The sequence below is a fragment of the Stenotrophomonas sp. STEN029 genome (assembly GCF_056760015.1).
Genome location: NZ_JBRREC010000033.1, coordinates 1 through 25877 on the forward strand (window position 1 = coordinate 1; position 25877 = coordinate 25877).

24 protein-coding genes are annotated in these 25877 nt (G+C 63.8%); 8 read left to right on the forward strand and 16 right to left on the reverse strand.

What is annotated here, in order from left to right:
- Positions 1-494, reverse strand: a 494-nt coding sequence (locus tag ACVOLI_RS09300) for a hypothetical protein (RefSeq protein WP_481534373.1), incomplete at its 3' end; no start/stop codon positions are given.
- Positions 495-624: 130 nt separating this feature from the next.
- Here ACVOLI_RS09300 and ACVOLI_RS09305 point away from each other — a divergent pair.
- The gene (locus ACVOLI_RS09305; RefSeq protein WP_296246945.1) at positions 625-1014 is read left to right on the forward strand and encodes a DUF6165 family protein; all 390 of its coding nucleotides are present in this window, start codon (positions 625-627) and stop codon (positions 1012-1014) included.
- Positions 1015-1648: 634 nt separating this feature from the next.
- Here ACVOLI_RS09305 and ACVOLI_RS09310 read toward each other — a convergent pair.
- The gene (locus tag ACVOLI_RS09310) at positions 1649-2665 is read right to left on the reverse strand and encodes a hypothetical protein (RefSeq protein WP_481534374.1); all 1017 of its coding nucleotides are present in this window, start codon (positions 2663-2665) and stop codon (positions 1649-1651) included.
- Between the two features lie 608 nt (positions 2666-3273).
- Between ACVOLI_RS09310 and ACVOLI_RS09315 the strand changes: the two genes are divergently transcribed.
- A complete protein-coding gene (locus ACVOLI_RS09315; protein ID WP_282268666.1) occupies positions 3274-3633 on the forward strand; it encodes a DUF1428 domain-containing protein in 360 nt (119 codons plus the stop codon).
- Positions 3634-3870: 237 nt separating this feature from the next.
- Here ACVOLI_RS09315 and ACVOLI_RS09320 read toward each other — a convergent pair whose 3' ends face one another.
- Both ACVOLI_RS09320 and ACVOLI_RS09325 read right to left on the reverse strand, forming a co-directional pair.
- Positions 3871-5070, reverse strand: a complete 1200-nt coding sequence (locus ACVOLI_RS09320; protein WP_481534375.1) for a TFIIB-type zinc ribbon-containing protein — start codon at positions 5068-5070, stop codon at positions 3871-3873.
- Positions 5070-6146, reverse strand: a complete 1077-nt coding sequence (locus ACVOLI_RS09325; protein ID WP_481534376.1) for an SPFH domain-containing protein — start codon at positions 6144-6146, stop codon at positions 5070-5072. The genes ACVOLI_RS09320 and ACVOLI_RS09325 overlap by 1 nt, the downstream gene beginning before the upstream one ends.
- 119 nt (positions 6147-6265) lie before the next feature.
- On the opposite strand from ACVOLI_RS09325, the gene ACVOLI_RS09330 reads away from it, so the two are divergent.
- Positions 6266-8617 carry a membrane-bound PQQ-dependent dehydrogenase, glucose/quinate/shikimate family gene (locus ACVOLI_RS09330; protein ID WP_481534377.1) on the forward strand — a complete coding sequence of 784 codons (2352 nt, stop codon included), beginning with the start codon at positions 6266-6268 and terminating at the stop codon, positions 8615-8617.
- A gap of 235 nt (positions 8618-8852) precedes the next feature.
- On the opposite strand, the gene bioD is transcribed toward ACVOLI_RS09330, so the two are convergent.
- The 3 genes from bioD to ACVOLI_RS09345 are packed head-to-tail and all read right to left on the reverse strand — an operon-like array spanning position 8853 to position 11408.
- Entirely contained in the window at positions 8853-9503 is a 651-nt protein-coding gene (gene bioD / locus ACVOLI_RS09335) for a dethiobiotin synthase (RefSeq protein ID WP_481534378.1), read from the reverse strand.
- Positions 9500-10792, reverse strand: a complete 1293-nt coding sequence (gene bioA, locus ACVOLI_RS09340; protein ID WP_481534379.1) for an adenosylmethionine--8-amino-7-oxononanoate transaminase — start codon at positions 10790-10792, stop codon at positions 9500-9502. Before bioA ends, bioD begins: the two co-directional genes overlap by 4 nt.
- A gap of 49 nt (positions 10793-10841) precedes the next feature.
- Entirely contained in the window at positions 10842-11408 is a 567-nt protein-coding gene (locus tag ACVOLI_RS09345; RefSeq protein ID WP_481534380.1) for a M23 family metallopeptidase, read from the reverse strand.
- 186 nt (positions 11409-11594) lie between these two features.
- On the opposite strand from ACVOLI_RS09345, the gene ACVOLI_RS09350 reads away from it, so the two are divergent.
- The gene (locus ACVOLI_RS09350; RefSeq protein WP_481534381.1) at positions 11595-11870 is read left to right on the forward strand and encodes a hypothetical protein; all 276 of its coding nucleotides are present in this window, start codon (positions 11595-11597) and stop codon (positions 11868-11870) included.
- A 269-nt stretch (positions 11871-12139) separates the two neighbouring features.
- Here ACVOLI_RS09350 and ACVOLI_RS09355 read toward each other — a convergent pair whose 3' ends face one another.
- A complete protein-coding gene (locus ACVOLI_RS09355) occupies positions 12140-12835 on the reverse strand; it encodes a TorF family putative porin (protein ID WP_481534382.1) in 696 nt (231 codons plus the stop codon).
- 133 nt (positions 12836-12968) lie between these two features.
- A complete protein-coding gene (locus tag ACVOLI_RS09360; protein ID WP_481534383.1) occupies positions 12969-13790 on the reverse strand; it encodes a hypothetical protein in 822 nt (273 codons plus the stop codon).
- 147 nt (positions 13791-13937) lie between these two features.
- Here ACVOLI_RS09360 and ACVOLI_RS09365 point away from each other — a divergent pair, with 147 nt between their 5' ends.
- A complete protein-coding gene (locus tag ACVOLI_RS09365; RefSeq protein WP_481534384.1) occupies positions 13938-14915 on the forward strand; it encodes an HPP family protein in 978 nt (325 codons plus the stop codon).
- A gap of 36 nt (positions 14916-14951) precedes the next feature.
- Here ACVOLI_RS09365 and ACVOLI_RS09370 read toward each other — a convergent pair whose 3' ends face one another.
- The 3 genes from ACVOLI_RS09370 to ACVOLI_RS09380 form a co-directional block, all read right to left on the reverse strand.
- Entirely contained in the window at positions 14952-15350 is a 399-nt protein-coding gene (locus tag ACVOLI_RS09370; RefSeq protein WP_481534385.1) for a hypothetical protein, read from the reverse strand.
- Entirely contained in the window at positions 15343-16002 is a 660-nt protein-coding gene (locus tag ACVOLI_RS09375; protein ID WP_481534386.1) for a glutathione S-transferase family protein, read from the reverse strand. The genes ACVOLI_RS09370 and ACVOLI_RS09375 overlap by 8 nt, the downstream gene beginning before the upstream one ends.
- A 76-nt stretch (positions 16003-16078) precedes the next feature.
- Positions 16079-17221: an alpha/beta fold hydrolase gene (locus ACVOLI_RS09380; protein WP_481534387.1), complete on the reverse strand. Its 1143-nt coding sequence runs from the start codon at positions 17219-17221 to the stop codon at positions 16079-16081.
- A gap of 256 nt (positions 17222-17477) precedes the next feature.
- Between ACVOLI_RS09380 and ACVOLI_RS09385 the strand changes: the two genes are divergently transcribed.
- Positions 17478-18296 (forward strand): carboxylesterase family protein, encoded by an 819-nt coding sequence (locus ACVOLI_RS09385; RefSeq protein WP_481534388.1) that lies wholly within the window; start codon positions 17478-17480, stop codon positions 18294-18296.
- Positions 18297-18585: 289 nt separating this feature from the next.
- Positions 18586-19704 carry an alkene reductase gene (locus ACVOLI_RS09390; protein WP_481534389.1) on the forward strand — a complete coding sequence of 373 codons (1119 nt, stop codon included), beginning with the start codon at positions 18586-18588 and terminating at the stop codon, positions 19702-19704.
- Between the two features lie 175 nt (positions 19705-19879).
- Here ACVOLI_RS09390 and ACVOLI_RS09395 read toward each other — a convergent pair whose 3' ends face one another.
- The 3 genes from ACVOLI_RS09395 to ACVOLI_RS09405 form a co-directional block, all read right to left on the reverse strand.
- On the reverse strand, positions 19880-21094 hold the full coding sequence (locus ACVOLI_RS09395; RefSeq protein WP_481534390.1) for a DUF2268 domain-containing putative Zn-dependent protease: 1215 nt from the start codon (positions 21092-21094) through the stop codon (positions 19880-19882).
- Positions 21095-21317: 223 nt separating this feature from the next.
- Positions 21318-22859, reverse strand: coding sequence for a hypothetical protein (locus ACVOLI_RS09400; RefSeq protein WP_481534391.1), 1542 nt, complete (start codon positions 22857-22859; stop codon positions 21318-21320).
- 112 nt (positions 22860-22971) lie between these two features.
- Positions 22972-23646: a hypothetical protein gene (locus ACVOLI_RS09405; protein WP_481534392.1), complete on the reverse strand. Its 675-nt coding sequence runs from the start codon at positions 23644-23646 to the stop codon at positions 22972-22974.
- A 287-nt stretch (positions 23647-23933) separates the two neighbouring features.
- On the opposite strand from ACVOLI_RS09405, the gene ACVOLI_RS09410 reads away from it, so the two are divergent.
- Positions 23934-24515 carry an ester cyclase gene (locus ACVOLI_RS09410; protein WP_481534393.1) on the forward strand — a complete coding sequence of 194 codons (582 nt, stop codon included), beginning with the start codon at positions 23934-23936 and terminating at the stop codon, positions 24513-24515.
- Between the two features lie 111 nt (positions 24516-24626).
- Here the strand turns inward: ACVOLI_RS09410 and ACVOLI_RS09415 are convergent, their stop codons facing one another.
- A complete protein-coding gene (locus ACVOLI_RS09415) occupies positions 24627-25865 on the reverse strand; it encodes an MFS transporter (protein WP_481534394.1) in 1239 nt (412 codons plus the stop codon).
- Between the last annotated feature and the right edge of the window lie 12 nt (positions 25866-25877).

Consider the following 25877-nt stretch of genomic DNA (forward strand, 5'->3'; position numbering starts at 1 on the left):
ATGTTTACTAATACCCATTTCGTGCCTTGGCGGGGTTGTCTTGCACCCCGGGTTGGGGGGTTCACGCCGCTCCTACAAACCTGACGCTCACTCAGCGCGCGCTTCCACACTTCACGCTCAACCCGGCGCTCGCCGTCCCAGCGCTCCAGCGTCCACACATCGCCTTCCAGGGTGTAGCGGAAGCTGTAGCTGCCGCCGTTCTCCAACGGATATGACGCCATCAACGGCGTTTCCACGTATTGCCCGTCAGCGCTGTGATACGTGCCTGAACCGCCGGCCCAGAACTTGCCATCGCTGGTGGTGGTGAAGGCAAAACGGCCATCGGCCAATATCTTGGTGCCGGCCAGCTTCTGGCTGGCGTAATCCACGACCTTCCCTTCCGGGTTGATGAACTCCCCGGACTGCAGTTGCCAGGCGCCCTGCAGGCCCTCGGCGCCGTGTGCGCCGGCAGCGCCCAGCATCAATACAACGGTGGCGAAAGAACGCAGCAGCATCGGCAAGTCCTGATCGGGATGGGCCCGCATTGTGCGCATCGCCGCTGCCCGAACGCCAATACCGGTTCATTGGCAACCTTTGGCGGGGCGCTATCATTGCCGCATTACACGAATCAACGGCGGCCACAACGTGCAGACCCTACTCACCCCGGTATCGATTGGCGAACTGATCGACAAGATCACCATCCTCGAGATCAAGGCCGAGCGCATCACGGATACCGCCAAGCTGGCCAACGTGCGCACCGAGCTGCAGGGCCTGTGGCCGCTGTGGCTGTCGCAGCAGGAAGCGCGCCCGTCGCTGAGCGCGCTCAAGGACCAGCTCAAGGCCATCAACGAGCGCATGTGGGAGATCCAGGACCGCCTGCGCGAGAAGGAAGCGGCGCAGGATTTCGGTGCGGAGTTCATCACCCTGGCGCGCGGCGTGTACGGCACCAATGGCGAGCGCATCGTGGTCAAGAACGAGATCAACCGCGTTGCTGGTTCGGCGCTGGTTGAAGAGAAGCAGTACCAGGGCGAGTAAGCGCCCTGCCCCCCTCCCTTTCGCGCAGCGAAGGGGAGGGTTGGGGAGGGGTGCTCTCAGCGGCAACCTAAAAGCCTCAAGCAAAAACCAACCCCCTCCCAACCTCCCCCTTGGCTACGCCAAAGGGGAGGAGCCAAGCGCTGCCGGCCACGCAAGCAGCCCTGCCCCCTCCCTTTCGCGCAGCGAAGGGGAGGGTTGGGGAGGGGTGCTCTTGGCGGCAACCGCAAAGCCTCAAGCAAAAGCCAACCCCCTCCCAACCTCCCCCTTGGCTACGCCAAATGGGAGGAGCCAAGCGCTCCCGGCCACGCAAGCAGCCACGCCCCCTCCCTTTCGCGCAGCGAAGGGGAGGGTTGGGGAGGGGTGCTCTTCGCAACAACCGCAAAGCCTCAAGTAAAAGCCAACCCCCTCCCAACCTCCCCCTTGGCTTCGCCAAAGGAGAGGAGCCAAGCGCTCCCGGCCACGCAAGCAGCCAAGCCCCCTCCCTTTCGCGCAGCGAAGGGGAGGGTTGGGGAGGGGTGCTCTTCGCAGCAACCGCAAAGCCTCAAGCAAAAGCCAACCCCCTCCCAACCTCCCCCTTGGCTACGCCAAAGGGGAGGAGGAACGCCAGCCTCGCCAGAGGCTCAGCGCAGCACGCTTAGAACGCTATCTGCGCCCACAAGCCGGCTTCATGGCTTTCCAGCGACTTCTTCGCTGTCTCCTGCTTCAGCTGCTTGCCCACCGCCGCCAGACGCAGGTGCTTGTTCGGTTTCCATTCCACACCGACCATGTGATACCGCTCGCGGGTACGCGGATCGATGTCCAGGCTCATCCGGGTTTCTTCGTGGCGGGTGAACACTGCGTACTGCGGGCTCAACTGGTAACTGCCCCACACCGACCAGCCGCGCTGGTCGTCGCTGCCCGGCTTGACCACCCGGGTCCAGTCCTCGGCACGGAAGTACTGCGCGCCGATCCGGCCACGTTCGCCGACCCAGCTGGCCATCGCGTTCCAGCGCTGCGCGGTGTGTTGCCGCGGCATGTCACCCGCATCCAGCGCACGGGTGCCACGGTAGCCGCCCAGCGCCAGCTCAACTCCCTTGGCCGGCGCCCAACCTACCCGCGCCTCCACGTCCGGGCGATTGCCCAGGCGCGGCTTCTGGTAACCACCACCGGTGACCACCGAGGCGGCATAGGTGAAATCGCCGCGGGTGTACTGGCCGTGCACGCCGTAGTCGGCGGCATTGCCCATCTTGCTGCGGGTGATCAAGGCGCCATCGACGTAGCGGTAGCCATCACGTGCCGACTCCTGCTGGATCCACGGCAGCGGCGCATTGCCCAGCCGCAGCCAGTTGCCTTTGCCGAAGCTGCGCTGCAGGTAGGCATGGCGCAGCCACACGTCGGTGGGGTCGCTGTTGCGCAGCCACTGCACGTCGGTGGTCACCTGCGCCGTCCAGTGCTGGTTGAAGCGGTGATCGACGGTGATGAAGGTGCGCTTCAGATCCAGCGCCAGGCCTTCATCGTCGGTGACCACGCCATCACGATCCAGCTGGCTGGCGTTGACGAAGATCTGCGCCGACACCTTGGTGGCGGGCGCTGCATCCTGGGCCCAGGCCACGGCCGGCAGGCACAGTGCAGCCAGCGCGGCGGCCAGTGCATTACGGGAAACAAACTGCATCACTACTCTCCTGGTGCCAGCCAACGCTGGCGGTATGCGATCTTTCGGGTAAGTACCTGGCAGCCGTTCCTGCGCGGCTGCCAGACAAGCAGGCCGCCTCATCCAGCCGCCCAGCGCTCACCGAGACCACGGGTGCGGCGCCGGTGAAGCAAGGTCTTTCACACCGGGGGCTTTCTGGCGCCAGCAGCGTGCCGGTGCAGGCTTTGAACGGGGTGCTTCCCCATAACGGCAGCGACGGGCATTCATTGACCCCTCTCTTGCCCCCTCGCCCCCTGTCACCACGCCTGCTGGTACGGATGCGGTGGCACGGAGCCGGGCTGGCTCGCGAATCGACTTCCTGAAGCTGGTTCATGTTCCCTGCCTTACCCGAAGCAAGGCCATTGTCGGCAGGCCAACGCCAGCCGACCCTGATCAATATCAATGCCGTTGGCGGTTCGTCGCCGATCCGTTGTGCGCCAGGCCACATAACCGTGCTTCCGCTGCGTGCAAGGACGGCTCGCAACGGAGTTTTTGCAGGACCGAAACATTGTCCGGCGCAGAATCGATGTTGCCCTTTACCGCGGTTCCACCGAAGGCGGCCCCACGCCGCCCACCCTGCGAGGCCCGACATGTCTTACGTAGATGGTTTCCTGGCCGCCGTGCCGCTGGCCAACAAAGCCCGGTTCATCGAACACGCGCATATTGCCGATGCCCTGTTCATCGAGTTCGGTGCCTTGCGGGTGACCGAATGCTGGTCCGACGACGTGCCACACGGGACCCTGACCGACTTCTACCGCGCCGTGCAGGCCAGGGACGATGAAGCGGTGGTGTTCTCGTGGATCGAATGGCCGGACAAGGCCACCCGCGATGCCGGCATGCAGAAAATGATGGAAGACCCACGCATGGACCCAGCCACCAATCCGATGCCGTTCGACGGCAAGCGCTTGGTCTATGGCGGCTTCATGCCGGTGCTGCATCTGGGCGATTAGGCTGGTGCAGCTTTGCAACTACGGGTAAGCGCAACCGCTGGCCGGACACGCCGGATCTGCAGGAATGGTCGAACGCGATCGCTACACGTTTGTGGGAGCGGTGTAAGCCGCGAAGCAGGCACATCATCAGATGGCATAAACGCTGGTTGCTTCAGCGATGTCTGCTTCGCGGCTTACGCCGCTCCCACAAAAGCAACGGCCCGGGCTATATGCCCGACGACAGCTACGGCCGCGCCGTTACTGCGCCATCCCCAACACGTACATCAGCACCAGCAAGGCGAGCACACCCGCGAGCACCGCGAAGAATATCTTCCACGCGCTATACGGACGCTCACCCGCCAGTTGCCCGGTATAGCCGTTGGCCAATATCTGGTAGCTGCGCGAGCCATAGGTGTAGCTGACCAGCCACACCGGCACCAGGATGTGCTTGAAGGTGCGCTTGCTGTACGTGGCCTGCACCTGCAGGTTGCGCTGGGTGTCGCCCGGCACCTGCTCGGAACACAGGTAGCGGGTCTGCGTCTGCATCTGTTCCTCACCCTGCCGCGCGGCCTGGCGCAGATCCACCTGGTAACGCTCCACCGTCCAGCCGCGCACGAACTCGGGTGAATACGGCTTCAAATCGGTGGTGGTCGGAAACTGGCCGATCTTGCCCAGCAGTTCCGGATGCACGCCTACCGTGCCCGGCACCAGCTCATCGTCGAAGAAATGCTGCAGCGAACCAGATGCCGGTTCCCAGCGCACACGCCGTTCCTGGCGGGTCTGCGTATTGCCCTTGGAATCGCGGTAGCTGACGGTGACGTAGTAGTAATACCCCGCCTCGGCAGTCCAACGCGCGGCGACCTGCGCGTCGAACGTCCAGTACGGCAGGTACATGCCCTTGAGCGTATCGGTCAGCGCCGCGCGCTTGAGCTTGCTCGGCGCGAACCAGCGCGTGCCATACCACTTGCGGATGATGTCGCGGACCTGGCCGTCGCTGATCTTGAACGGCAGCACGCTCTGCGGGGTGATCGCATCGCCCAGCGACTCATGGTCGATGATCGATGGCGAACCGCAGAACTCGCAGCGGTCGGCCACCTTGCGGTCGACGAAGACCGAGATCGCATGACAACTCTGGCATTGCACCTCGCGCGGCTGCGCGCCATAGCCGCGTTGCTCGGCCGGGGTGGCGGCCATGCTCTGCAGCATGCCGACCACACCGCCCTGCGGCTGTGGCGGCAACGGTGGCGGCTGGTTCGCCTCGTCCTGCAGCCGCTTCAGTGCCGCCAGCAGGTCCTGCTCGACCACGCCGGTACTGCCATCGCCCACGCCCATCGCTGCCTCCGACAGCGGCACGATGGTGCCGCAGTAGGGACAGGCCAGGGCTTGCTTGCCGGCATTCCATTGCAGATCCCCGCCGCATTCCGGGCAGGGATGTTTGCCAACTGTTGCGTTGTTCATCAGCCGCGCAGGAACTCTTCCAGTGCCGAGCGGGCGATGCGGGTGGCATTGCCGATCTTGCGTGCCTTCAGGTCACCTGAAGCGATCGACGCCATCACGTCCTCGACCGATACCGACAAGGCCTGTGCAGCCTGTTCGGGGGTGAGCACGTCCAGCGCCACGGCATCACCGGCAGCCGGCAACGGCGGCGGCGCAGCAGCACCCGGCACCACCGGCGCACCGGTCTGCATGTTGCGCATCATCTCCTGCGCCATGCCGAAGCCCATCGCCATCTGTGCCGGCACCGCAGCGGCGGCTGCACCTTCGCCGCCCTCGCCCATGCCGTGGCCCATCTGGTACTTCACGTAGTCGTTGAGGTTGCCGATCACGCCCATGCTGGAGCGCTTGTCGATCGCCTGCTCCACTTCCGGCGGCACCGACACGTTTTCCAGGATGAAGCTGGTGATCTCGATGCCGTACTTGTCGGTCATCGCCGGGTTGATGATCGGCAGCAAGGCCTCACCCAGCTCGGAGTAACGCGAGGCCACATCCAGCGCCGGCACGCCGGCCTTGGCCAGCGCCTCGGTGAACACGCTGACGATGCGCGAACGCATGGTGTCGGCGAACTCATCCAGGCGGAAATTCTGGTCGGTACCGGCCACTTCCTTGAGGAACTTCGGCGGGTCGACGATACGGAAATCGTAGGTACCAAACGCGCGCAGGCGGACCACGCCGAAATCGGCGTCGCGCATCATCACCGGGTTGGAGGTGCCCCACTTGTTGCCGGTGAACAGGCGCGTGTTGAGGTAGTAGACATCGCATTTGAACGGCGATTCGAAGCCGTACTTCCAACCCAGGATGGTCGACAGCACCGGAATGTTCTGGGTGCTCAGCGTGTGCTTGCCCGGGCCGAACAGATCGGCGTACTGGCCGGCAGCGACGAACTGCACCATCTGCGACTCGCGCACGATCAGTTGTGCGCCGTTCTTGATCTGGCGGTCGTCATCCGGCCAGCGGTACGACAGCGTGTCACGCGAGTCATCGGTCCACTCGATGATCTCGATCAGTTCCTTTCTGATGAAGTCCAGAATGCTCATGCTCAGTCCCTGGTCGGCAAGGCTCCGATTCTACGGCGGGAATGTTAAGAGTGCGCATGACGCCGCGCAGACATGCCGTGGCGCAGCATGGCCGCATCTTCCGGAGCTGCGGGGACGTCATGCGTGTTCTGACCCTGTTGTTGACCACGCTGTTCGGGCTGGCCCTGGCAGTGGGGGGCGCCTGGCTGCTGGCGCTGCACGGCAGCCCGTTCTACCTGCTGAGCGGACTGCTGTTGTTGGCCGTCGCCTGGGGGCTGTGGCGACACCGGCGCTGGCCGACCTGGCTGTACGCCGGCTGGCTGCTGGTGCTGCTGGGCTGGTCGCTGTGGGAGGCCGGCCTGTACTGGTGGCCGCTGGCCACCCGCGTCGGCCTGCCCGCCCTGCTCGGCTTGCTGATGGCCTTGCCCGCCTCGCGCCGCTCCAGCCCGCGCGGCTATACCGGCCCGGCGGGCTGGCCGGTGCTGCTGGCCTCGCTGGGCGTGGCCGCGGTTGCCTTCGCTGGCATCCCGCGTCACCTGCATGAGATCGATGGCCGCCTGCCGATGGACATCGTCAACGCAAATCCGGCCCTGGGCAACACCCAGCAGCCGGAGGGCGAATGGCAGGCCTACGGCCGCAGCGGTTACGGTCAACGTTACTCGCCGCTGGCGCAGATCACCCCGGCCAATGTCGGTCAGCTGCAGCTGGCCTGGCAGATGCAGACCGGTGATGTGCGCCTGCCGCAGGACGTGGGCGAGACCACCTACGAAGTCACCCCGCTGAAGATCGGCAACACGCTGTATCTGTGCACGCCACACAGCCTGGCGTTCGCGCTGGATGCGGACAGCGGCAAGGTGCTGTGGAAGTTCGACCCGGGTGCTGGCATGGAACCGCAGCGCCAGCACCAGACCTGCCGCGGGCTGTCGTACTACACCGAAACCGCCGCCCCCGCCGCAACAAGCGCAGCAACCGGCGTGCACACCTGCAGCAGCCGCGTGTTCCTGCCCAGTGCCGATGCCAAGCTGCATGCGCTGGACGCGCAGACTGGCGAGCACTGCAGCGACTTCGGCAACAACGGCGTGCTCGACCTGCTGCACAACATGCCGTTCAAGCAGGCCGGTTACTACTATTCCACCTCGCCGCCGCTGATAGCAGGTGGCAAGGTGATCATCGCCGGTGCGGTCAACGACGACTATGCGATCAACTCGCCGTCCGGGGTGATCCGCGCCTACGACGTGCACAGCGGCCAGCTGTTGTGGAACTGGGACTCGGGCAACCCCACCCAGACCGCGCCACTGGACCCGAACAATCCCAACCAGGTCTACACGCCCAGTTCGCCCAACAGCTGGTCGGTGGCCAGCGCTGATGAAGCACTGGGGCTGGCTTACTTCCCGATGGGCAACCGCACCCCGGACCAGCTCGGCATGTACCGCAGCCCCGCCGAGGAAACCTACGCCTCATCGGTGGTGGCACTGGATATTGCCAGTGGCCAGGTGCGTTGGGTGCAGCAGTTCGTGCACCACGATCTGTGGGACATGGACACCCCGGCGCAACCGGTGCTGCTGGATCTGGATCTACCGCAGGGCCGCGTACCAGCGCTGGTGCAACCCACCAAACAAGGTGACGTCTACGTACTGGACCGCCGCGACGGCAAGCCCCTGCTGCCGATCAGCCAGCGCACCGCACCGCAGTACGTGGACATACCCGGCCAATTCGCCGCACCCACGCAACCTGCGTCCGCGCCGAGCTTCGAGCCCAAACCGCTGCGCGAAGCCGATATGTGGGGCGCGAGCCTGATCGACCAGATGCTGTGCCGCATCCAGTACCGGCAGCTGCGCTACGAAGGCCGCTACACACCGCCGACGCTGCAGGGCAGCCTGATCTATCCGGGCAACTTCGGCACCTTCAACTGGGGCAGCGTGGCGGTGGATCCGCAGCGGCAGGTGATGTTCGGCATGCCCACCTACCTGGCCTTCGTCTCGAAGCTGGTGCCCAAGCATGAAACCAGCGGCCGCGAAATGAACAAGGGCGAGCATGGCTTGAACGAGAACAAAGGCGCCGATTACGCCGTGGAAATGACGCCTTTCATGTCTCCCATTGGTGTTCCCTGCCAGGTGCCGCCGTGGGGCACGATTGCCGCCGCTGACCTGCGTACCGGCAGGATCGCCTACCAGCACCGCAACGGCACCATCCGCGATCTGTCACCGCTGCCCTTGCCGATACGCATCGGCGTGCCCGGCATTGGCGGACCGATGCTGACCGCAAGCGGCGTGGCCTTCATGAGCGCGGCCACCGACGACAACTTCCGCGCCTACGACCTGGCCAGCGGCAAGGTGCTGTGGGATGTGCGTATTCCGGCCGGTGGGCAGGCCACGCCGATGACTTACCTCAACAGCCAGGGCGAGCAGATGGTGCTGCTGGTGGCGGGTGGTCATGGTTCGACAGGGACCAAGGCTGGCGACTATGTGCTGGCGTACAAGTTGAAGAAGTAGGGGCTTCTGCGAGTGAAGCAGGAGCAGAAGCACCCCTCCCCAACCCTCCCCTTGCCTTCGGCAAAGGGAGGGGGCGCAAGCAACAGCCTCAAGCCTGCATGATCAGCCCCCTCCCTTGCGCAACGCGCAGGGGTGCTTTTCGCGAGGAACCCAATCAGCCCTGCACCATCTGCTCCCTCCCTTGCGCAACGCGCAGGGGAGGGTTGGGGAGGGGTGCCTTTCGCGAGGAACCCAATCAGCCCAGATCAATCCGCGGCACGTCATACCAGACCGCACCCGGAAACCGCTTCAATACCCAGTCACGAATGAAGCCACGGCTATCCGCCGCAATCACTTCATCACTGCTGTCATCGCGGCTGTTCCAGGCCACGCCATGCAAGGCGATGCCACGCGCCGCCAGCGCTTCCAACGACAGCAAGGTGTGGTTGATCGAACCCAGGCGCCCGGAGGTCACCAGCAACACCGGCCAGCCCTTCTGTGCGACGTAGTCAATCGTCAGCAGCTGCTCGGTCATCGGTACCATCAAACCGCCGGCACCCTCGATCAGCACCGTCTCGTAGCGCTCACACAAACGCGCCGTAGCGCTTTCAATTGCAGAAAGATCCAACGTCCTCTGCTCCAGACGCGCGGCCAGATGCGGCGATGCCGGATAGGCAAACAACGCCGGCATCGTGGTGCCGTCGCGGTCCTCTTCAAACAATCCGGTGCCCATGATGCGCCGATGCAGCAGGATGTCATCAGAGGCGGCCACACAGCCGGTCTGTACCAGCTTCTGGGTGATCACCTCCTCGCCCTGCGCCGCCCATTGCTGCGCGAGCCAGCCGGTGACAACCGTCTTGCCGATCTCGGTATCGATACCACTGACAAACACAATCTTGCCGCTCATGCGCACATATCCTCTTCCTGCAGGCTGGCCACCAGCGCGACCATGCCATCGCACAGCTGCTGCAGCTGCGCATCGCCGATTACAAACGGCGGCATCACATAGACCAGCCGGCCAAACGGCCGGATCCAGATGCCGTGATCCAGCATCCGTTGCTGGATGCGTTCCAGACGCACCGACGTCTTCAGTTCGATCACGCCGATGGCCCCAAGCACGCGCACATCGACCACCTGCGGCAAGGCGCGCGCGGGTGCCAGGCGTTGTTCAAGATGTTGCTCGATCGCCGCCACCCTGCCCTGCCAATCCTGCGACAGCAGCAGCTGCACCGAGGCCAGCGCCACCGCGCAGGCCAGCGGATTGGCCATGAAGGTCGGCCCGTGCATGAACACGCCCGGCTCGCCGCTGGCGATCACGTCGGCAACCTCGCGCGTGCACAGTGTCGCCGCCAGGGTCATGTAACCACCGGTCAGTGCCTTGCCGATGCACAGGATGTCAGGGCTGATGCCCGCATGCTCGCAGGCAAACAAGCGCCCACTGCGACCGAAACCGGTGGCGATCTCATCGCAGATCAGCAATACATCGTGTTCGCGGCATAGCCGTTCCAGCTCACGCAGGTACTGCGGATGGTAGAAGCGCATGCCACCTGCGCCCTGCACCACCGGCTCGATGATGAAGGCAGCCAGTTCATCGGCGCTTTCAGCAAACAGCTGTGCGAGCGCTGCAATATCGGCCGGATCCCATTCCTCGCCGAAACGCGTCTGCGGCGCAGGCACGAAACGGCGTGTCGGCAGTGAAGTGCCAAACAAGCCATGCATGCCGGTAACAGGATCGCATACCGACATCGCGTTCCAGGTATCACCGTGATAGCCCGAGCGCGTGGTGGCGATATTGCACTTGCCCGGCTTGCCGCGCGCAGCCTGGTACTGGATCGCCATCTTCAGCGCCACTTCCACCGACACCGAGCCGGAGTCCGCGTAGAAGATCGCGTCCAAGCCCTTGGGCGCGATCTGCAGCAGCTGCTTGCCCAGCGCGATGGCCGGCTCGTGGGTAAGCCCGCCGAACATCACGTGCGACATGCGGCCCAGCTGGTCAACCACCGCCTGGTTCAGCTGCGGATGGTTGTAACCATGGATGGCGCACCACCACGAGGCCATGCCGTCTATCAGCCGGGTACCATCTTCCAGCTGCAGCAGCACGCCATCGGCGCGGGCCACCTTGAGCACCGGCACCGGGCTGCCCAGGGCGCTGTAGGGGTGCCACAGGTGTTCACGGTCGAATTGATCAATCAGCATCGTTCAGTACAGCTCACGCCGCGGGAAGGCGGCTTGCAGGGGGCGTACCTTACCGCTTGCGCGGCTGGCCTGCATGCATCAGCGGCAACGGGTTGAACGGGCCATCGCCGCCATAGATGCCGTAGTGCAGATGCGGCGGCGTACCGCGCGCATTGCCGCTGTCACCCACGAAGCCCAGCACATCCCCAGCCTGCACGATGCGCCCGTAGGCCAGCCCTGGCGTCCAATCCTGCAGGTGCGCGTAGTAGTGCCTTTGCCCGGCCGGCCCGATCACCCACACCTGACGCCCGCCCAGGCCGCTGTCGCGCACAGCTGCCACCACGCCCTGGGTGGCGGCGACAACCGGCGTGCCGCGTTTGGCGAAGATGTCCACGCCATGGTGCTTGCGGTCGCGCCCGCGTGGTGCGCCGAAAGTATCGGCAATCTGCCGTGGCTTGATGCCCTGCACCGGCACGGCTATCGCCGTTGGCGCTGGCAGGCGGGAGAGCTTCCAGCCTTCGCGGGCGACCACGGTGAAGGGCTGCTGCCATAGCCAGCCGCCGGCAAGCGTCAGCACTGTAAGCAACAAGACGATGCGCACTGTTCGCGGCCAGTTGGTTTGATCGGAAGAGTTCAAGGTCGTCTGTTGAATGTCTACGGAGTGGCAAAAGCTAACCGCAGCCAGCGACGGATTTCCAGAACTTTTTCAACGCCAGGCGCAGGCATTCAGCACTTCAAATTCGCTTCACATTGGGCGCATATCCAGCACATGCGACGTACCTAGAATTCGCCTCCAACAACCCAACAAGCATGCATCCCCGAGATGGAAATTCTCTACTTCATGGCCCGGACGCCAGCACTGCCAGCGGCGCTGTATCTGCTGATCCTGGTTGCTGCCTGGTGCTTCAGTCGCTTGCTGTTCGATGCCCTTTCCATCTTTGGATTCATTGGGTTGCTTATGGCGTTCCTGGCCAGTCATGGTGAATCGGCCATGGTCATCGCACTTATCGCCCTCATCCACCTGTCACTGACCTTCGCCGGTAACAGGAAGCAAGGTAGAAGCAGCATCAAAGCGCAGGCACCCGCCGAAAGCCGCTGACGGATCGGCACCAACGCCGTTTTGTAGGAGCGACGTGAGTCGCGAAACTGATGGACCACCAGATCGCAATCGATATGGCTGCTCATTGATGCCAGCTTCGCGGCTGATGCCGCTCCCACAAGGGCACCCCGCCTTCTTGTGGGAGCGACGTAAGTCGCGAAGCTCACACACCATCAGATCGCTGGGCAACTGGCTGCCAGCAGTTCCCGGCTTCGCGGCTTACGCCGCTCCTACAAAAACGGCGCGCTCTCCCACAAAGCCGGGCCCTGTCAGAACGACGCCTGCACGGCAGCTTCCCAACGTGTGCCAGCGGCCTGATCGCCAAACAGATCACGTGCCTGCTGGTCGGTGAAGTGCCCACTCAACCGCAGCTCGATCGGCGCTGCCACTGCCCAGATCGCACTGACCTGTCCGTGGGCGTAGCCACCGCCCACCGCATCCTGCAACTGGTACCAACCAGCGGTGGCCTCAAGACGCAGTTGCGGAGACAGCGGCATTCGTGCGCCCAACTGGGTGTACAGACCATCCTGGTTGGTGCCCAGCGCCTGCGGCGACCAACCCAGCGACAACCAGTAATTGTCCTTCCAGGTCAGCGTGGTATTGAGCTCGGTCCAGTTCAGGTCGACGGTCGTTGCCGGATACCGGTAATGCAGCAGATTGGCGTCCAATGCCCAGTCATCGGCCAGCTTCCCGTTCCAACCAACGACGAAGTCCAACTCGCTGCTGGCATGTGTTTCCGGTGCGAACTCCACGTTGGATCCCCAGGCCGAGGCGTAGAAGCCACTATCGCCGGCAACGCGGAAACCGGCCTGCACAGCGGCGTCACCCTGGCTCTGGGTGGAACCGCGCCAGACATAGTCGCTGGTCAGGGCAGCGCTGCCGCTGGTGTCGATGGCCAATGCATCCGCGCTGGCGGTGAGTGCGATGAAGGCAGCAAAGTACAACGAAGAACGTGAGCGTTTCATGGGATTTCCGGAAGCGGCCGCGCGAGCTGCGCGGCGATGCGGAATTGTTCACGCTGCTTCCATAAACCGACGATGGCGACGCCCCAAGGTCCGCATCAAATCTGTGTAAAACCTGTCTCCCTGCTGCAGAAGATCAGTTCTGTCGCGCGAAAACCTGTGGCGTCGCGCCGGCCGGCATCGGCTCGGCGAAGGCCGGTTTGATCTCCAGCGGCCCCCAGTCGCGCTCACAATGGGTGAACTGCCATTGGCTGGGTTTGAAGCGCGCGGCTGCACCATCCGGCTCACCGGTCGTGAACTCGGCCTGGATGTCATAGTCGATCAACGGTGTATTGAACCAGGCGACCTCACCGGCCTCGCAGTCGATGAACGGACGCGAAGGATCGACCACCCAGTCACCACTCTCCGGATCGGAATGATAGACCGGGCTGATGCGCTGATCGGCAGTCAAGCGCATGCGCCCGGGAGATGTTTCCAGGACATCGACCCACAGACCCGCCAGCTGCACTGGCTCGGGGAACTGCAGCGCATCCAGGCCACGCAATCCCAATGGCCGTTGCGGCTCGCCGTTGTCGAAGACATCGCGGCGATTGACCAGCGTTCCCTTGGGGACGGTGAATTCGCCATACTGAAAATCACGGTCCAGCACGAACTGTGCACGGCTGCCGCGCTGCCAGCTCTCGATGGCGAACTCGCGCTTGAACTCGGTGGTCTTGTAGATCAGCACCCCTACCCAGGCCGCCACCAGCACTACAAACGCGGTGCACAGGCGCACCTTCCAGTTGAAGAACGCGCCCCAGCCGCCCTGGCCGTGGCGATGGAAGTACCAGGCCCGCACAAGCAAACCAATCGCCACCAAGCCGCCCAGCAGCGGCAACACGAACACCATCAGCAGGAACGGCCAGGAGATCAATGGTCCGGGAATCATCACGCAGGCAACAGAGGGGGAGCGCTTCACATCCTACCCCTTCAGCGTGTCGGCGCATGCAGACGCGGCATGAGAACCAAACCAATCCGCATCAGCCAACGGCCAATGAGCCGATCCGGACTCATGTACAGCGCGGGAAACGCGGCAAAATAGCCTCCCCTGAATCCAACAACCGTCATGAAGTCCAGCAGCAAGCCCCTGCACCCATTCCGCAGCTGGTTGAGCATCGAGCGCAACCAGACCAGCCACGGAGAAAAGTGGATTTCCGCACTGGGCGCGCTGATCGGCATCACGGTGGTCTACCAGCTCACCCATTGGTGCTTCCCCGCAGGCTTCAACCACGCAGGCGGCGCGATCATGCTGGCCTCGATGGGGGCGAGCGCGGTACTGGTGTTTGCCGTGCCACATGGTGCCTTGTCGCAGCCGTGGGCGGTGATTGCCGGTCATCTGGTATCCGCCTTCATCGGCGTCAGCTGCCAGCTGATGTTCCCCGATCAAGCCTGGACGGGCGCACTCGCGGTCGGCCTGGCCGTCGGTGCGATGCACTACCTGCGTTGCATCCATCCACCCGGCGGCGCCACTGCGCTGGCCGCGGTGATTGGCGGTAGCGACGTGCACGCATTGGGCTACAACTACCTGCTCACCCCGGTGGCAATCAACGTCGCCGCCATCCTGTTGGCCGGCATCGCGTTCAACGCCTGCTTCGCCTGGCGCCGCTACCCGGTGCAGCTGCATCGTCGTCGCCAGCAGGCCATAGCAGTGCCCTCGGCACAGCGCCATGTCGACTTGACCCAGGAAGACTTTCACGCGGCCATTGGCCAGCTCAACTCCTTCGTCGACATCACCGACGAAAGCCTCACCGAGCTGCTGGAGCTTGCCAAACAGAATGCGGAGCGTGATGCGCTGCACCCGGACCTGATCGAACCCGGCCGCTGTTACAGCAACGGCCGCCTGGGGCGCGCCTGGAGCGTGCGACGGGTATCGGTAACGCCAGCGCTTTCCGGCCCTTCTGCTGATCGCCTGGTATTTGCGGTGGTGGCGGGCGATGGCATTGGCGACATCGGTCATGCAACCGCTGCGGAGTTGCGGCAATGGGCCCGCTTCGAGGTGTCTCTGCATGAAGGTGGGCGCTGGGCAAAGCTCGGTAGCCGCTGATCCTGCAACCCGGCTGAAAGCACGCGCCGTCCGCCATTACAGCGAAAGCAACGCCAGTACGGCACCAAACAGGCTGATCGGCACCCGGCAGGCGAGCGACTCATGCACGCCGAACCAGTTGCAGGCCACCCAGCCGAAGGGCATCAACAACAGCCCCAGGATCAGCGCATCGGTGATCCAGTTCCAGTGGCGCCCGCGTACCAGCTGCAGCACTGCGTCGACGAAGAATCCCACCAGCATCAGCAATGCAACAGCGCCCAACAGCAGGGCGATGCCCAAGCCGGTATCGCCGCGATGCTGTTGGGAGGACGCATGCGCGGCGGCGATGCGCGCGTACAACAGCAGCGCCAGCAAGGGCGTGACGAACGCGACAATGCGGATCACAGGCGACCACGGGTAACGCGACCACCAGGCGCGCTGCGGGCCGTCAATCACGATCGGGCGCGCCCAGGGGGAACAGGTGACGGTAGCCGCGCGCTTCATCCACCGCTCGCGCGAAGGAGGGCCGCTGCAGCAGGCGTTGCCGGTAATCCAGCAGCAGGGGATATGCATCGCTGACGCGGTGTGTCCAGTCGGCGTAGAACAACGCAGGCGCCGCTGCACAATCGGCCATCGAGAAGACCTCACCACAGGCCCATCGGCGGCCCGGCATTTGGCTTTCCAACCAGGCATAGGCAAGCTCCAGCTTCTGCACGCTGAAGGCGCGGGCTTCGTCGCGCCTGCCATCGTCGCCACTGAGCGCGCCGTTCACTGCATGCTGCACCGGGCTCATCACATGCAGGTCGAAGAAACGATCATGAAAGCGCACGTCCAGCGCCTGGATTGGTTCTTCGGGCAGCAGTCGCACCACGCCGCCGTGTTTCAGCTGGAGGTATTCGATGATGATGCTGGTTTCCACGACACTGCGCTCGCCGTCGAGCAGCAACGGAAACTTGCCCAGCGGCCAATGCTGCAGCCACTGGCCGATGTGCTCAGGCGTGTCGGGGCCGAGCTGGCGGAACTCGAAGTCGATGGCGTTCTCATAAAGCGCAATCAGCACCTTCTGCGTATACGAGGAGAATGGATGACCGTAGAGCACAAGCGACATGACGAAGTCTCCGTGATTGGAACCACAGCGGAATACGCTGCTGCCAGGGCGGGCTGTTCATTGCATGAAGGCCGCTTCATCCACCAGCGTCCGTACCAGCGCTCATCGCCAGCCCACAATCGCTGCCAGCTGGTCGCCCGCTGAAGCGTTCGGCGATCCAGGCAATGGCGCGATCCGCCGAGGCAATTGCCGTGGTGGCATGGCCGGTATCTGGCAGACGCAGGTAGTTCACCGCTGCGCCACGCTTGCAGCTCTGCTCGAAGAAGCGCCAGGTGACCGGCGTCGCGACCAGGCCGTCGGCGTCGGATTGCACCAGCAACAGCGGCGCCGAACCGGCAGCCAACGCCGTGATCGAATTGCGTGCCATCAAACCATCCCAGGGCGCACGACCGCCCAGATCAAGGCTGCCGAGGCGCGCGCGCAAGCGCAACAAACGCACCAGTGCCGCGGCCGAGAACGGATCGCCTTCGCAGCCGCTGGTGGCTCGCTCGATCACGCCGCGGGTTGTTGCATTGGCAATGGTGGACAGATCGGCGCCGTAGACCCTGGACCAGCTGCGCGCGGTGAACGCGGTCAACAGTCCGCGAACCGTGGTGTCGGCATGCTGCATGTTGGCTGCCAGATCCGTAGGCGGCGACACTGCAACCACGCCCTGCAACTGCAGGTCGGGCGCATAGCTGCGTGCACGTTGCGCGCTGAACAGCGCCGCGTGCCCGCCCTGCGAATGCCCCCAGACCGCGAAGCTGCGGCTGGCACCGGCGGCTGGCAGCGCCGTCGCGGCGCGCACCGAGTCCAGCACCGCTGCCGCGGCGGCGTCGCCCGCCAGATAGGCATGCGGCCCGCGCGTGCCGAGTCCCGGGTAGTCACTGGCGACCACCACCCATCCCCGCGCCAGCATGTCGGCCAGCCCAGGGATCTGGTCCAGGGTACGAATCGGCGTGCACGCCGAATCGATGCCCACGGTGCCGTGCGCCCATGCCACGATGTCGCGCCCTTGAACCGGGCTTGGCCCGTCAGGCGCAACCAGCACGCCGGTGGATTGGGTGGGATCGCCATCGACATCGGTGGTCTCGTAGCGGATACGCCAGGCCTTGGCGCCAGCGGGAGCGCCGTCGGTGGCAACCGCCTCCAGCAGCTTGCCGGGCGCGGCCAACCCAGGCGCGCAACCGGAGTACAGCAAAGTAGCCAGCAACAGCCAGCGTGTCACCGCGTTTCGCATGCGTTCCAGTCCCTGGCTGCCCGATTGCGCTGATGCTAGCTCAATGCAGCGACTGTGGGAGCGGCGTGAGCCGCGAAGCTGGGAATCCCAGCATCGCCGTATACAGGCATGCCCGGAAAGCCTGGATTCCCAGCTTCGCGGTTCACGCCGCTCCCACAACACCCCGCCTGACTCATGGCTGCCATGAGTTAATCTCGCGGCGCTGCATGAAAGCCCGGCCCTACAATCACCCGCACTCAAACCGGGACGATCAAACATGCGCAACTGTCACCTGGCATTCGCCTTCGGCCTGCTCGCTGCGTGCACGCTTGGCAGCGCCGCTGCCGAGCAGGTCGTCGGTGTAGCGCCGCTGGGCAAGGAGGTGTTCGCGTCGGTTGATATTCGCCAGTTCGAAACCGGCAGTTTCACCTCGGCTGGCGGAGTGGTCATCCCCTATCGACTGTTGCGCCCTACGGCAGCCAAAGCCGGCGTGACCTACCCATTGGTCATCCAGTTCCACGGCTCTGGCGGCATAGGCACGGACAACAGCAGCCAGCTCGACCGTTTGGCCAGGAGCTGGGCGATGCCTGAAGTACGGCAGCACTACCCCGCCTACGTGCTGGTACCGCAGTTCGCTGAGCGCAGCGCGAACTACGGCCCTGCGTCAGCGGATCAGCATGCGGAAGCCTCTCTGGTGCTCAGCGCCGCGCTCGAACTGGCGAACAGGATCGCCGCCGACAATCCCGTCGACACCACGCGGATCTATGCGCTTGGATTCTCGATGGGCGGGTCGGCGGCGTGGCTGGCGCCCACCTTGCAGCCAGACCTGCTCGCCGCCATCGTGCCGATCTCCGGCATTGCACCAACGAATGCCGATGCCGCCACTTTCAGGAACCTGCCGGTGCTGGCCATGCACGGCACTGCCGATGACGAGAACCCGATCACCGCTGACAGGCGCTTTGTCGCCGCCATCCGCGCAGCTGGCGGCGAGCAGGTACAACTGCGGGAGTACGACGCATTGCCGCACGCACCGCCGGCCGATATCCACCCTGGCAAGTGGTGGCGCGATTGGCTGTTCCTGCAACATCGTCGTTGACCGCCACCCTTGCAGGAGCGGCGTAAGCCGCGAAGCCGGCGATCTTTCCACGCAGGTGGAATCAGCGATTGCGGCGCCAGCCGCCAGCGGTCTCGGGGCTTCCCCGTTCCTGCAACACCGGCCACGCTCGCGGCCAGATGTTGCACAAACCGCAACTCTGCTTTCCACCGCGTCCGGTTGTGACACCCCAGACAGGGCCCATGTATTCCGCAATACATGCTGCGACAGCGGCTTCCCGCTGTCGCGACAGGCACTGCCCTCCCCGTCTGGATCCACTTGGAACACTTCAATGACCAAGCTCTTCGAGCCCTACGGCCTCATCGGCACCAAGCTCTCCAACCGCATCGCCATGGCGCCCATGACCCGCGCACGCGCACCCAACGATATCGCTGACGAGCGCGTTGCCCTCTATTACGCCCAGCGCGCCAGCGCCGGACTGATCGTCAGCGAAGGCACGCCAATCTCGCGCGAAGGCCAGGGCTACCTGTTCAACCCCGGCATCTACACTCCCGAGCAGATCGAAGGCTGGCGCCTGACCACCAACTCGGTGCATGCGCTCGGTGGCAGGATCGTCGCGCAGCTGTGGCACGTCGGTCGCATGTCGCACCCGTCGATCCAGGCCGATGGCCGCGCACCGGTCAGCGCCAGCAGCAAGCAGCCGGCGAACTCCAAGGCCTTCGGCTACAACGAAGAAGGCCAGCCAGGCATGGTCGATGCGCCGGCGCCGCGCCAGCTGAGCACCGCGGAGGTTGCACGCGTGGTCAACGACTTTGCCCAGGCTGCACAGAACGCGATTGATGCGGGCTTTGACGGCGTCGAGATCCACGGCGCCAATGGCTACCTGCATGAGCAGTTCCTCAACCCGCTGGTCAATGATCGCAGTGATCAGTACTCCGCTGACACGCTGGAGAACCGCATCCGCTTCACGCTGGAGGTGATCGACGCCATCGTCGCGCGCATTGGTCCTGAGCGCACCGGCATTCGTCTCTCGCCGTACGGCAACCTCTTTGACATGCCCGCCTACCCGGAGATCGATGAGACCTACACCGCGCTTGCGGCGGCCATCGGCGAACGCAAGCTGGGCTTCTTGCATCTGATGAACCAGGCCGGCTATTCAAGCAGCGCGCCGGGCCAGGCAGGCTTCAACAACCTGCTCAGGACGATACGCAGCAAGCTGCAGGAGACCCGTTTGATCCTGGCCGGCGGACTGGACCGCGAATCGGCGCAGGCACTGATTGATGAGGATCTGATCGACATGGCCGGTTTCGGTGTGCCGTTCATCAGCAATCCCGATCTGGTCGAGCGCCTGCGCAACGGCTATCCGCTTGCCAAGGCCGATCCAACCACCTTCTACGGCGGCAGCGGCAAGGGCTACATCGACTACCCGCCATACAACGCCGCAGCCTGATCCGCCCCTTGATTGTGGGAGCGGCGTAAGCCGCGAAGCTGGAAATCCCAAAGCCGGCCGGTCCGTGCAAGTGCATGGCCAAGGACCGCGCACCGATACCCAGCTTCGCGACTCACGTCGCTCCTACAAGGCGTGCATCGCCTCGTGCGATTGCTTGGCCCGTTACCCAGCCAAGCTAGAACTGCCCCCGCTCCACACCTTGTTTCCACGACTCCGGCCGCGGCGTCCACTCGCCTTCACCCAGTACCGCCTCCAGCAGGTTCTGGATCGGATAACCCAGGTGCTGCTCCGCCGCCAAACCGCCGTCGCTCATCTGCGCGGCGGCCACGAACTTGCGGAATGCACGCTCATCACCCGCCGCTAACGCGGTGATCTTCTTGGCCAGATCGTAGGAGAGCCGGTTGCCATCATCCGCAGCCAGGAATGACTTCCCGGACCAGAATGACTGGATGCTTTCTTCGTTCCAGTAAGCCGCGTGTTGCGCAGCGATCTCGTGCGGAAAGTACATCTGTGCGCCGGGTGCGGCCAGCTGTGGATACAAGGTGTGCTCGGTGTTCACCGCCAGGCCCTCGTTCAACCACGCCGGAATCGGCAGGTGTTGCAGCAGGCAGTGAGTAAGCTCATGGGCGATCACCGGCTCCATCGAATCAAGGATCTCCAACGGCATCACGAAGTGCCCATATCCTGCCTTGATGAACATGCCCGAGGACATCGCGTACTCGCCGCCATCCGGGTAGTAATGCGATACGTAGGCGTAATAGTCTTCCTGGTCGGCGAACACCATCACCACATGCTTGCCAAGGCCGGGCGCGACTGCAAGATCGCCAAGGCTGCGATTGATCCGCGCCAGCAGGCGCTGGCAGGTTGCGAGGAATACCTCGCCTGGCCTGTCCATCAGGTTCGACAGCAGAAGGAAGTCGGCGGACTCGGTGATGCGGTAATGCTCCCCTAGCCGCTGGTTGAGCGCTTCCAGCCACTCCTTGGCCGCCGAGGTGCGGTGGATATGCGTGGCGTCGGCATCCAATCCCGTCGGCGCGTCCTCGCTGATACGGTCCCAATCCGCGATTGGCAGCTGGGTGCCGTCATACCAATGCATGCGCACCGGCACACGCGGCAATGGCGCCACTTTCGCAGACCTCTTTTCGCGCGACAGGTGCGTTACCAGCCAACCAGTCAGGATGAAGACCACGAGGAAGAACGCTACCGCATAGAGCGCGTCCTTTCCTTTCTCCCTGTCATCAGCGAACAGACCGGCGTCTGCAGCCGCCACAACCAACGGCGACACGGCTGCGGCCTGTGGCAGCGCGGCATGCGCAACACCAACAGGAGCGAGCAAGGAAGTGCTGATGCCGGATGCCAGCAGCAGCGCAAGAATCAAGAAGAATTTCATATTGCTTCGTTTACCTGTGCCTGGCCATTACCAACATTGAAGTCGCTTTCCATCTGATCGCTCCACCTCCATCCGAGAGCGCGACCTGATCCTGCTTTGCGGGAGCTGCGTAAGCCGCGAAGCTCGCCAACTCTCCAACAAGGGAGTTGCTGTAGAACGATCAAGCCCGCTTCGTCTCGGAGTATCAGCTTCGCGGCTTACGCCGCTCCTACAAAAGCCGTTGCTACTGCGAGCCCAGCACGAGGAAGTACTTCCCATCCTTCCCGGAGCCAACCCGTAGGCAAGCTTCGTCCTCCTTCCGATCCATCGCGTAATCCCGATCCAGCGCCAGATGCCGGAACACCACGCCGATATCAGCAGACGACGTTACGATCCACGGCGATTGGCAACTGTTGCCGTCGCCACTTGCCATGATGGCCTGCAACAGTCCGTCAAACCCGAAGCGCACAGCCGCGTCATCGCCAGCAAGACTCTCAAGCGCATTCAAATGCAAGGGATACCGCCCCAGAAAGTCCTGGTAAAGCTGCAGGCGCGCACCAGCTGAGCCGCCCGCCCCGTCCAACGCAGCAAGCTGCCTGCGCAGTTCGAGATAGCCCTCGGCCGCTGCCAGCTCGTCGGCCCCGGTGAATGGCGAATCGCCTTCGGCCGGTTTCGGCCCGAGGTTGCGCTGCAACCATGCGCCGTAATACAGATGGGCGAACTCAGTACCTGCGAGACCGCGATCACGGCCGATGAATCGCGCCAACAACTTCGGGTAGAACGTTGCCTGCTCAGGCTCCAGCACCGCATCCGCGCGCACGCCTGCGACGCTCGCCATCATGTCCGGTCCTGCCGCAGCGCCACGCTCCCACAACTGGCGTTCCGTGCGATAACTCATCGGCACTGCAAGGTCGTCACCAGTGCTTCCATAGCGCCGGACCAGCAACATCACGTCAGTCCCGGCGAGATGCCTATAGCCGTCAACCGCCAGGACATCGCTGTTCCAATCAGGTGCAGCGTTCCCCCGACCATCCAACGCCACCTCGCGGAACAGCAGGCAACGATTACCAGGCAGCCAGCTGTTCGCGCATGTAGCCGATGCCTCCTTGATCTGCAGCAGTCGTTCCGCCCCCTGCAGACCGTAGCGCGCGCCCTGCACGAGCGCCGTTCCTTCGAAACGCAGTACGCCACCAAATGCGTCGCCAAGCTCCAGTTGCGGCCGATCCTTCTTCGCCGGCTCAACGCGCATGCGCAGCGCATGCCCGCCGGACAACATCTGCAGCAGGCGCAGCTCAGCGGTGTACGCCGGCTTTTGACAGGTCAATGCAGGCGTGCGCTCATGCGGCTGCCTGCGCAGGTTCAACTGCCAGGCCACCTCGCGCTGCGGATCAGCGCCTTGCACCTGATAGCGCCGCAGCACCACCTCGCCATCCACCTGCCGCTTGCACAGCTCGCTATGCAGCAGCAGAGACGGTTCCGCTGATGGGCTTTTATCCTCGACACCGAATTGCAGCTGCGGTGCATCTGCCCCCTCACCGAACCAGGCTCGCGGCATTCCATCCTTGTCCACAGCAGTCAGCAAACGCCAGCGGTACAGCGGAAGCAGCTGTTGATAGCGCTGGGCAGTCTGGCGTGCTGCCGATTCGTCGGGGTGCGTTGGAGGCGGCGCCAGTGCAGCCGGCATTGAGGCTGGCTGTTGTCCAATCGCCAGTGCGGGCAATGCAACTGCAGCAAGTGCAATCGCCGCGCAGAAGCCAGATAAGTGGCGAAGACGAATCCCGGTCATTCCACATCTCCCTATGTAGCTCTGGACTGTCGCACAGTCCAGAGCGTCTTCAACATCCGGCTCAGTCAATCAACCCTGCTATCGGACTTCAGCGCCGCTACCGCAGCCGAGCTCAAAGCTCTTCGTCGCAGGGTTCATCACTTAGCAGCGCAGGATCCACCGGCTTGGTTTCATCGATAAGCGCACGCTGCTCAGCCGTCGGATTGCCCAACCACCATACCTTGCAGCGCGATACCAGACGGCCAACCATCCTGGCGTGCTGGGGCTGGTAAAGCATCGCCAGCTGCTGCGTGTCGCACTGGTGCGCCTGGCAGGCCGTGTAGAACCACCATGTTTCGCCTCCCAACATCTTGGGCACGCCCGGTGCGCTGGGGCCACTGAGCAGCCGGTCGCGCTGCGGTGGGACATGCGGATCGGCGATGTCGCCCTCAGCCGCCTCTTTCAGCAGCTCGTCGAATGCGGCGGTGACCTTGGGATCAGCACGGCCGCAATTGTCCACGGTGTTGCCGCCCACCAGGGTGAAGAAATACGTCGCCAGTGGATCTTCCTCACAGCTGGGCTCGTGGTCGAACGCGGCTGGCGTGGGCGCATCGCCCTCCGGGTCGCCCTCTTCATAGGGCGAGGATTCGGTGTCCTCGATCTCGGCGACCGGATCCGCGCTTGCCTTGGCCGGTAACTCGGCCGCCGGAACTGCGCTGGCGACACCCTCCGCCTCACCTGCCGGCATTTGCTTGCAGCCCAGCAGCAGACCTACAAGTAGCGACACTCCAAAAATACGGACTTTCATGTTCCACCCCGGGTAATCAGTACGTTGCATCCATGTAGTTCCCGGTCATGCAATGGGAATCGGCCGATTGTAGCTTCTGGGTCAGGGAATTGACTGCGTGCGCCCGCAAGCACAGCGATACCGGGAGAAGCGAAAGACCTGAATTCGCCCCCGCACTGGCTTCACACACCTCGAACCAGCGGCGGCTCATGCTTCCTCCGCTTCCAGCCGGGCGGCTGGCTTTTGCGGCAAAGGCTGGAACACCACGAACGTCGTCACCTCAGCGCACACCTTGCAGGAGCCGTTCAATGAATGCCATGAAACGCGTCGCTTTCGCTGCTTCCGTAGCACTCACCACGGTTGGCGTCGCATCTGCAGCCGGGCAACCGATCGACAGTTGGCCGGCCAGCAAGGTGGGCGAAGCAACTCCCGCCGTACAGGGAATGCCGTCAGCCCTGGCCAGGAACCTTGCGACCTTTGATGACCTGGATTTCCGCGTCTACACGAAGCAGCAATGGGATGACCTGCACCTGAGCCATGCCAAGGACATCGTCGTGCACTATCCCGACGGCCACACCACCACCGGTTTGCCTGACCACATCAAGGAACTGGACTTCATGTGGACCTTCGCGCCCGACAACCGGATTACCGAGCATCCGGTGCGTTTCGGCTCAGCGAATGCCGAGTGGACGGCGGTTGCGGGCTTCATCGAAGGCACTTTCAGTAAACCCATGGTGCTTGCCGATGGCACCGTGATCCAGCCGACCAATAAGACCTACCGGCTGCCGATGGTCACCATTGGACATTGGAACGAGGAGGGACAGATGACGGAGGAGTTCCTGTACTGGGACAACGCCGCTTTCATGAAGCAGATTGGTGTTGGCAACTGAGGTTGATACCACTCACCAACATAGCGGTTTACACACTGAAGCTTCGCTTGTGGCTCGGGGCGGCGTCACGTGCCCGGGCCACTTCATCCACCTATCGAGTGATGCTGTTCGCTACCGCGGCTGCTGGGGCATGTAGCGCCGAGTTGCGAGCCAGAACACTCCAGCAACGCCACAAGTCGCCGCGCCCAGCATGGATACACCACTCCAACCTGCCTGCGCGTACATGGCGGTCGTTGCAATCGCGCCGGTCCCGCTACCCACCGCATAGAACAACATGTACAGCCCAACCAACCGGCTATGCGCCTGCGACTGCTCGCGGAGGATCATGCTCTGGTTGCTCACGTGCAGCGCCTGTCCGCCCAGATCCAGCAGCACGATGCCGAGCGCCAGTGCCCACAATGAGGCAGGCATCAACGATAGCGGCCACCACGCCAGCAGCAGCACCAGCAGCGCCATCGCGGTGACGGCCTGGCCTCGCCCGCGATCGACCCATCGGCCTGCTCCAGTCGCGCCCAACGCACCAATGACGCCGACCAGGCCGAAGGCACCAATTGCCGTGTGCGAATAGCCATAAGGCGGCGCACTCAGCGGCAGCACCAGTGCACTCCAGAAGATGTTGAATGCCGCGAACATCAGCAATGCCAGCATTCCGCGGATCTGCAGCACCCGGTCCTGTCGCAGCAACTGCAGCATCGAGCCGAGCAACTGCGGGTAGCGCATCGCCACTGCGCTCGCCGGTAAACGCGGAAGCCTTCGATAGAGAACGCCGGCCAGCAGCAGCATCGCCAGCGCCGCAACGACGTAGACGCTGCGCCAGCCACCCAGGTCGGCAACACCGCCAGCGACCACACGCGCCATCAGCAGGCCGATGAACACACCCGCCTGCGCGGCACCGACTACACGTCCACGCTCGTTGTCGCCGGCAGCACTGGCCGCATAGGCAATCAGGCCCTGTGTCATCGCCGTACCGAGCAGACCTACCGCCAGCATGCCCAGCAACAACAGCCACGGCGATTGCGCCGAGGCCACCCACAGCAACGCGACCACCAAGGCCAACAGCTGGACCAGCATCAGGCGGCGCCGCTCCAGCCTGTCGCCTAGTGGCACAAGCAACAGCAAGGCCAAGGCACTGCCGATCTGGGTTGCAGTCACCACGCTACCGACAGCGGCCAGGCTGATACCCAGTGATGCGGCCAGCAGGTCCAGCAAGGGCTGCGCGTAATACACATTGGCCACGCACAGCCCGCTGGCAATCGCGAACAGCCATACCAGACCTGCGGGCAGCGCATCGCCCCGCAACTGCGTGGTGGCCTCGCGGTGTTCCAGCGAGCTTTCCAAAGGCAGATTCACGGCCGATCCAAT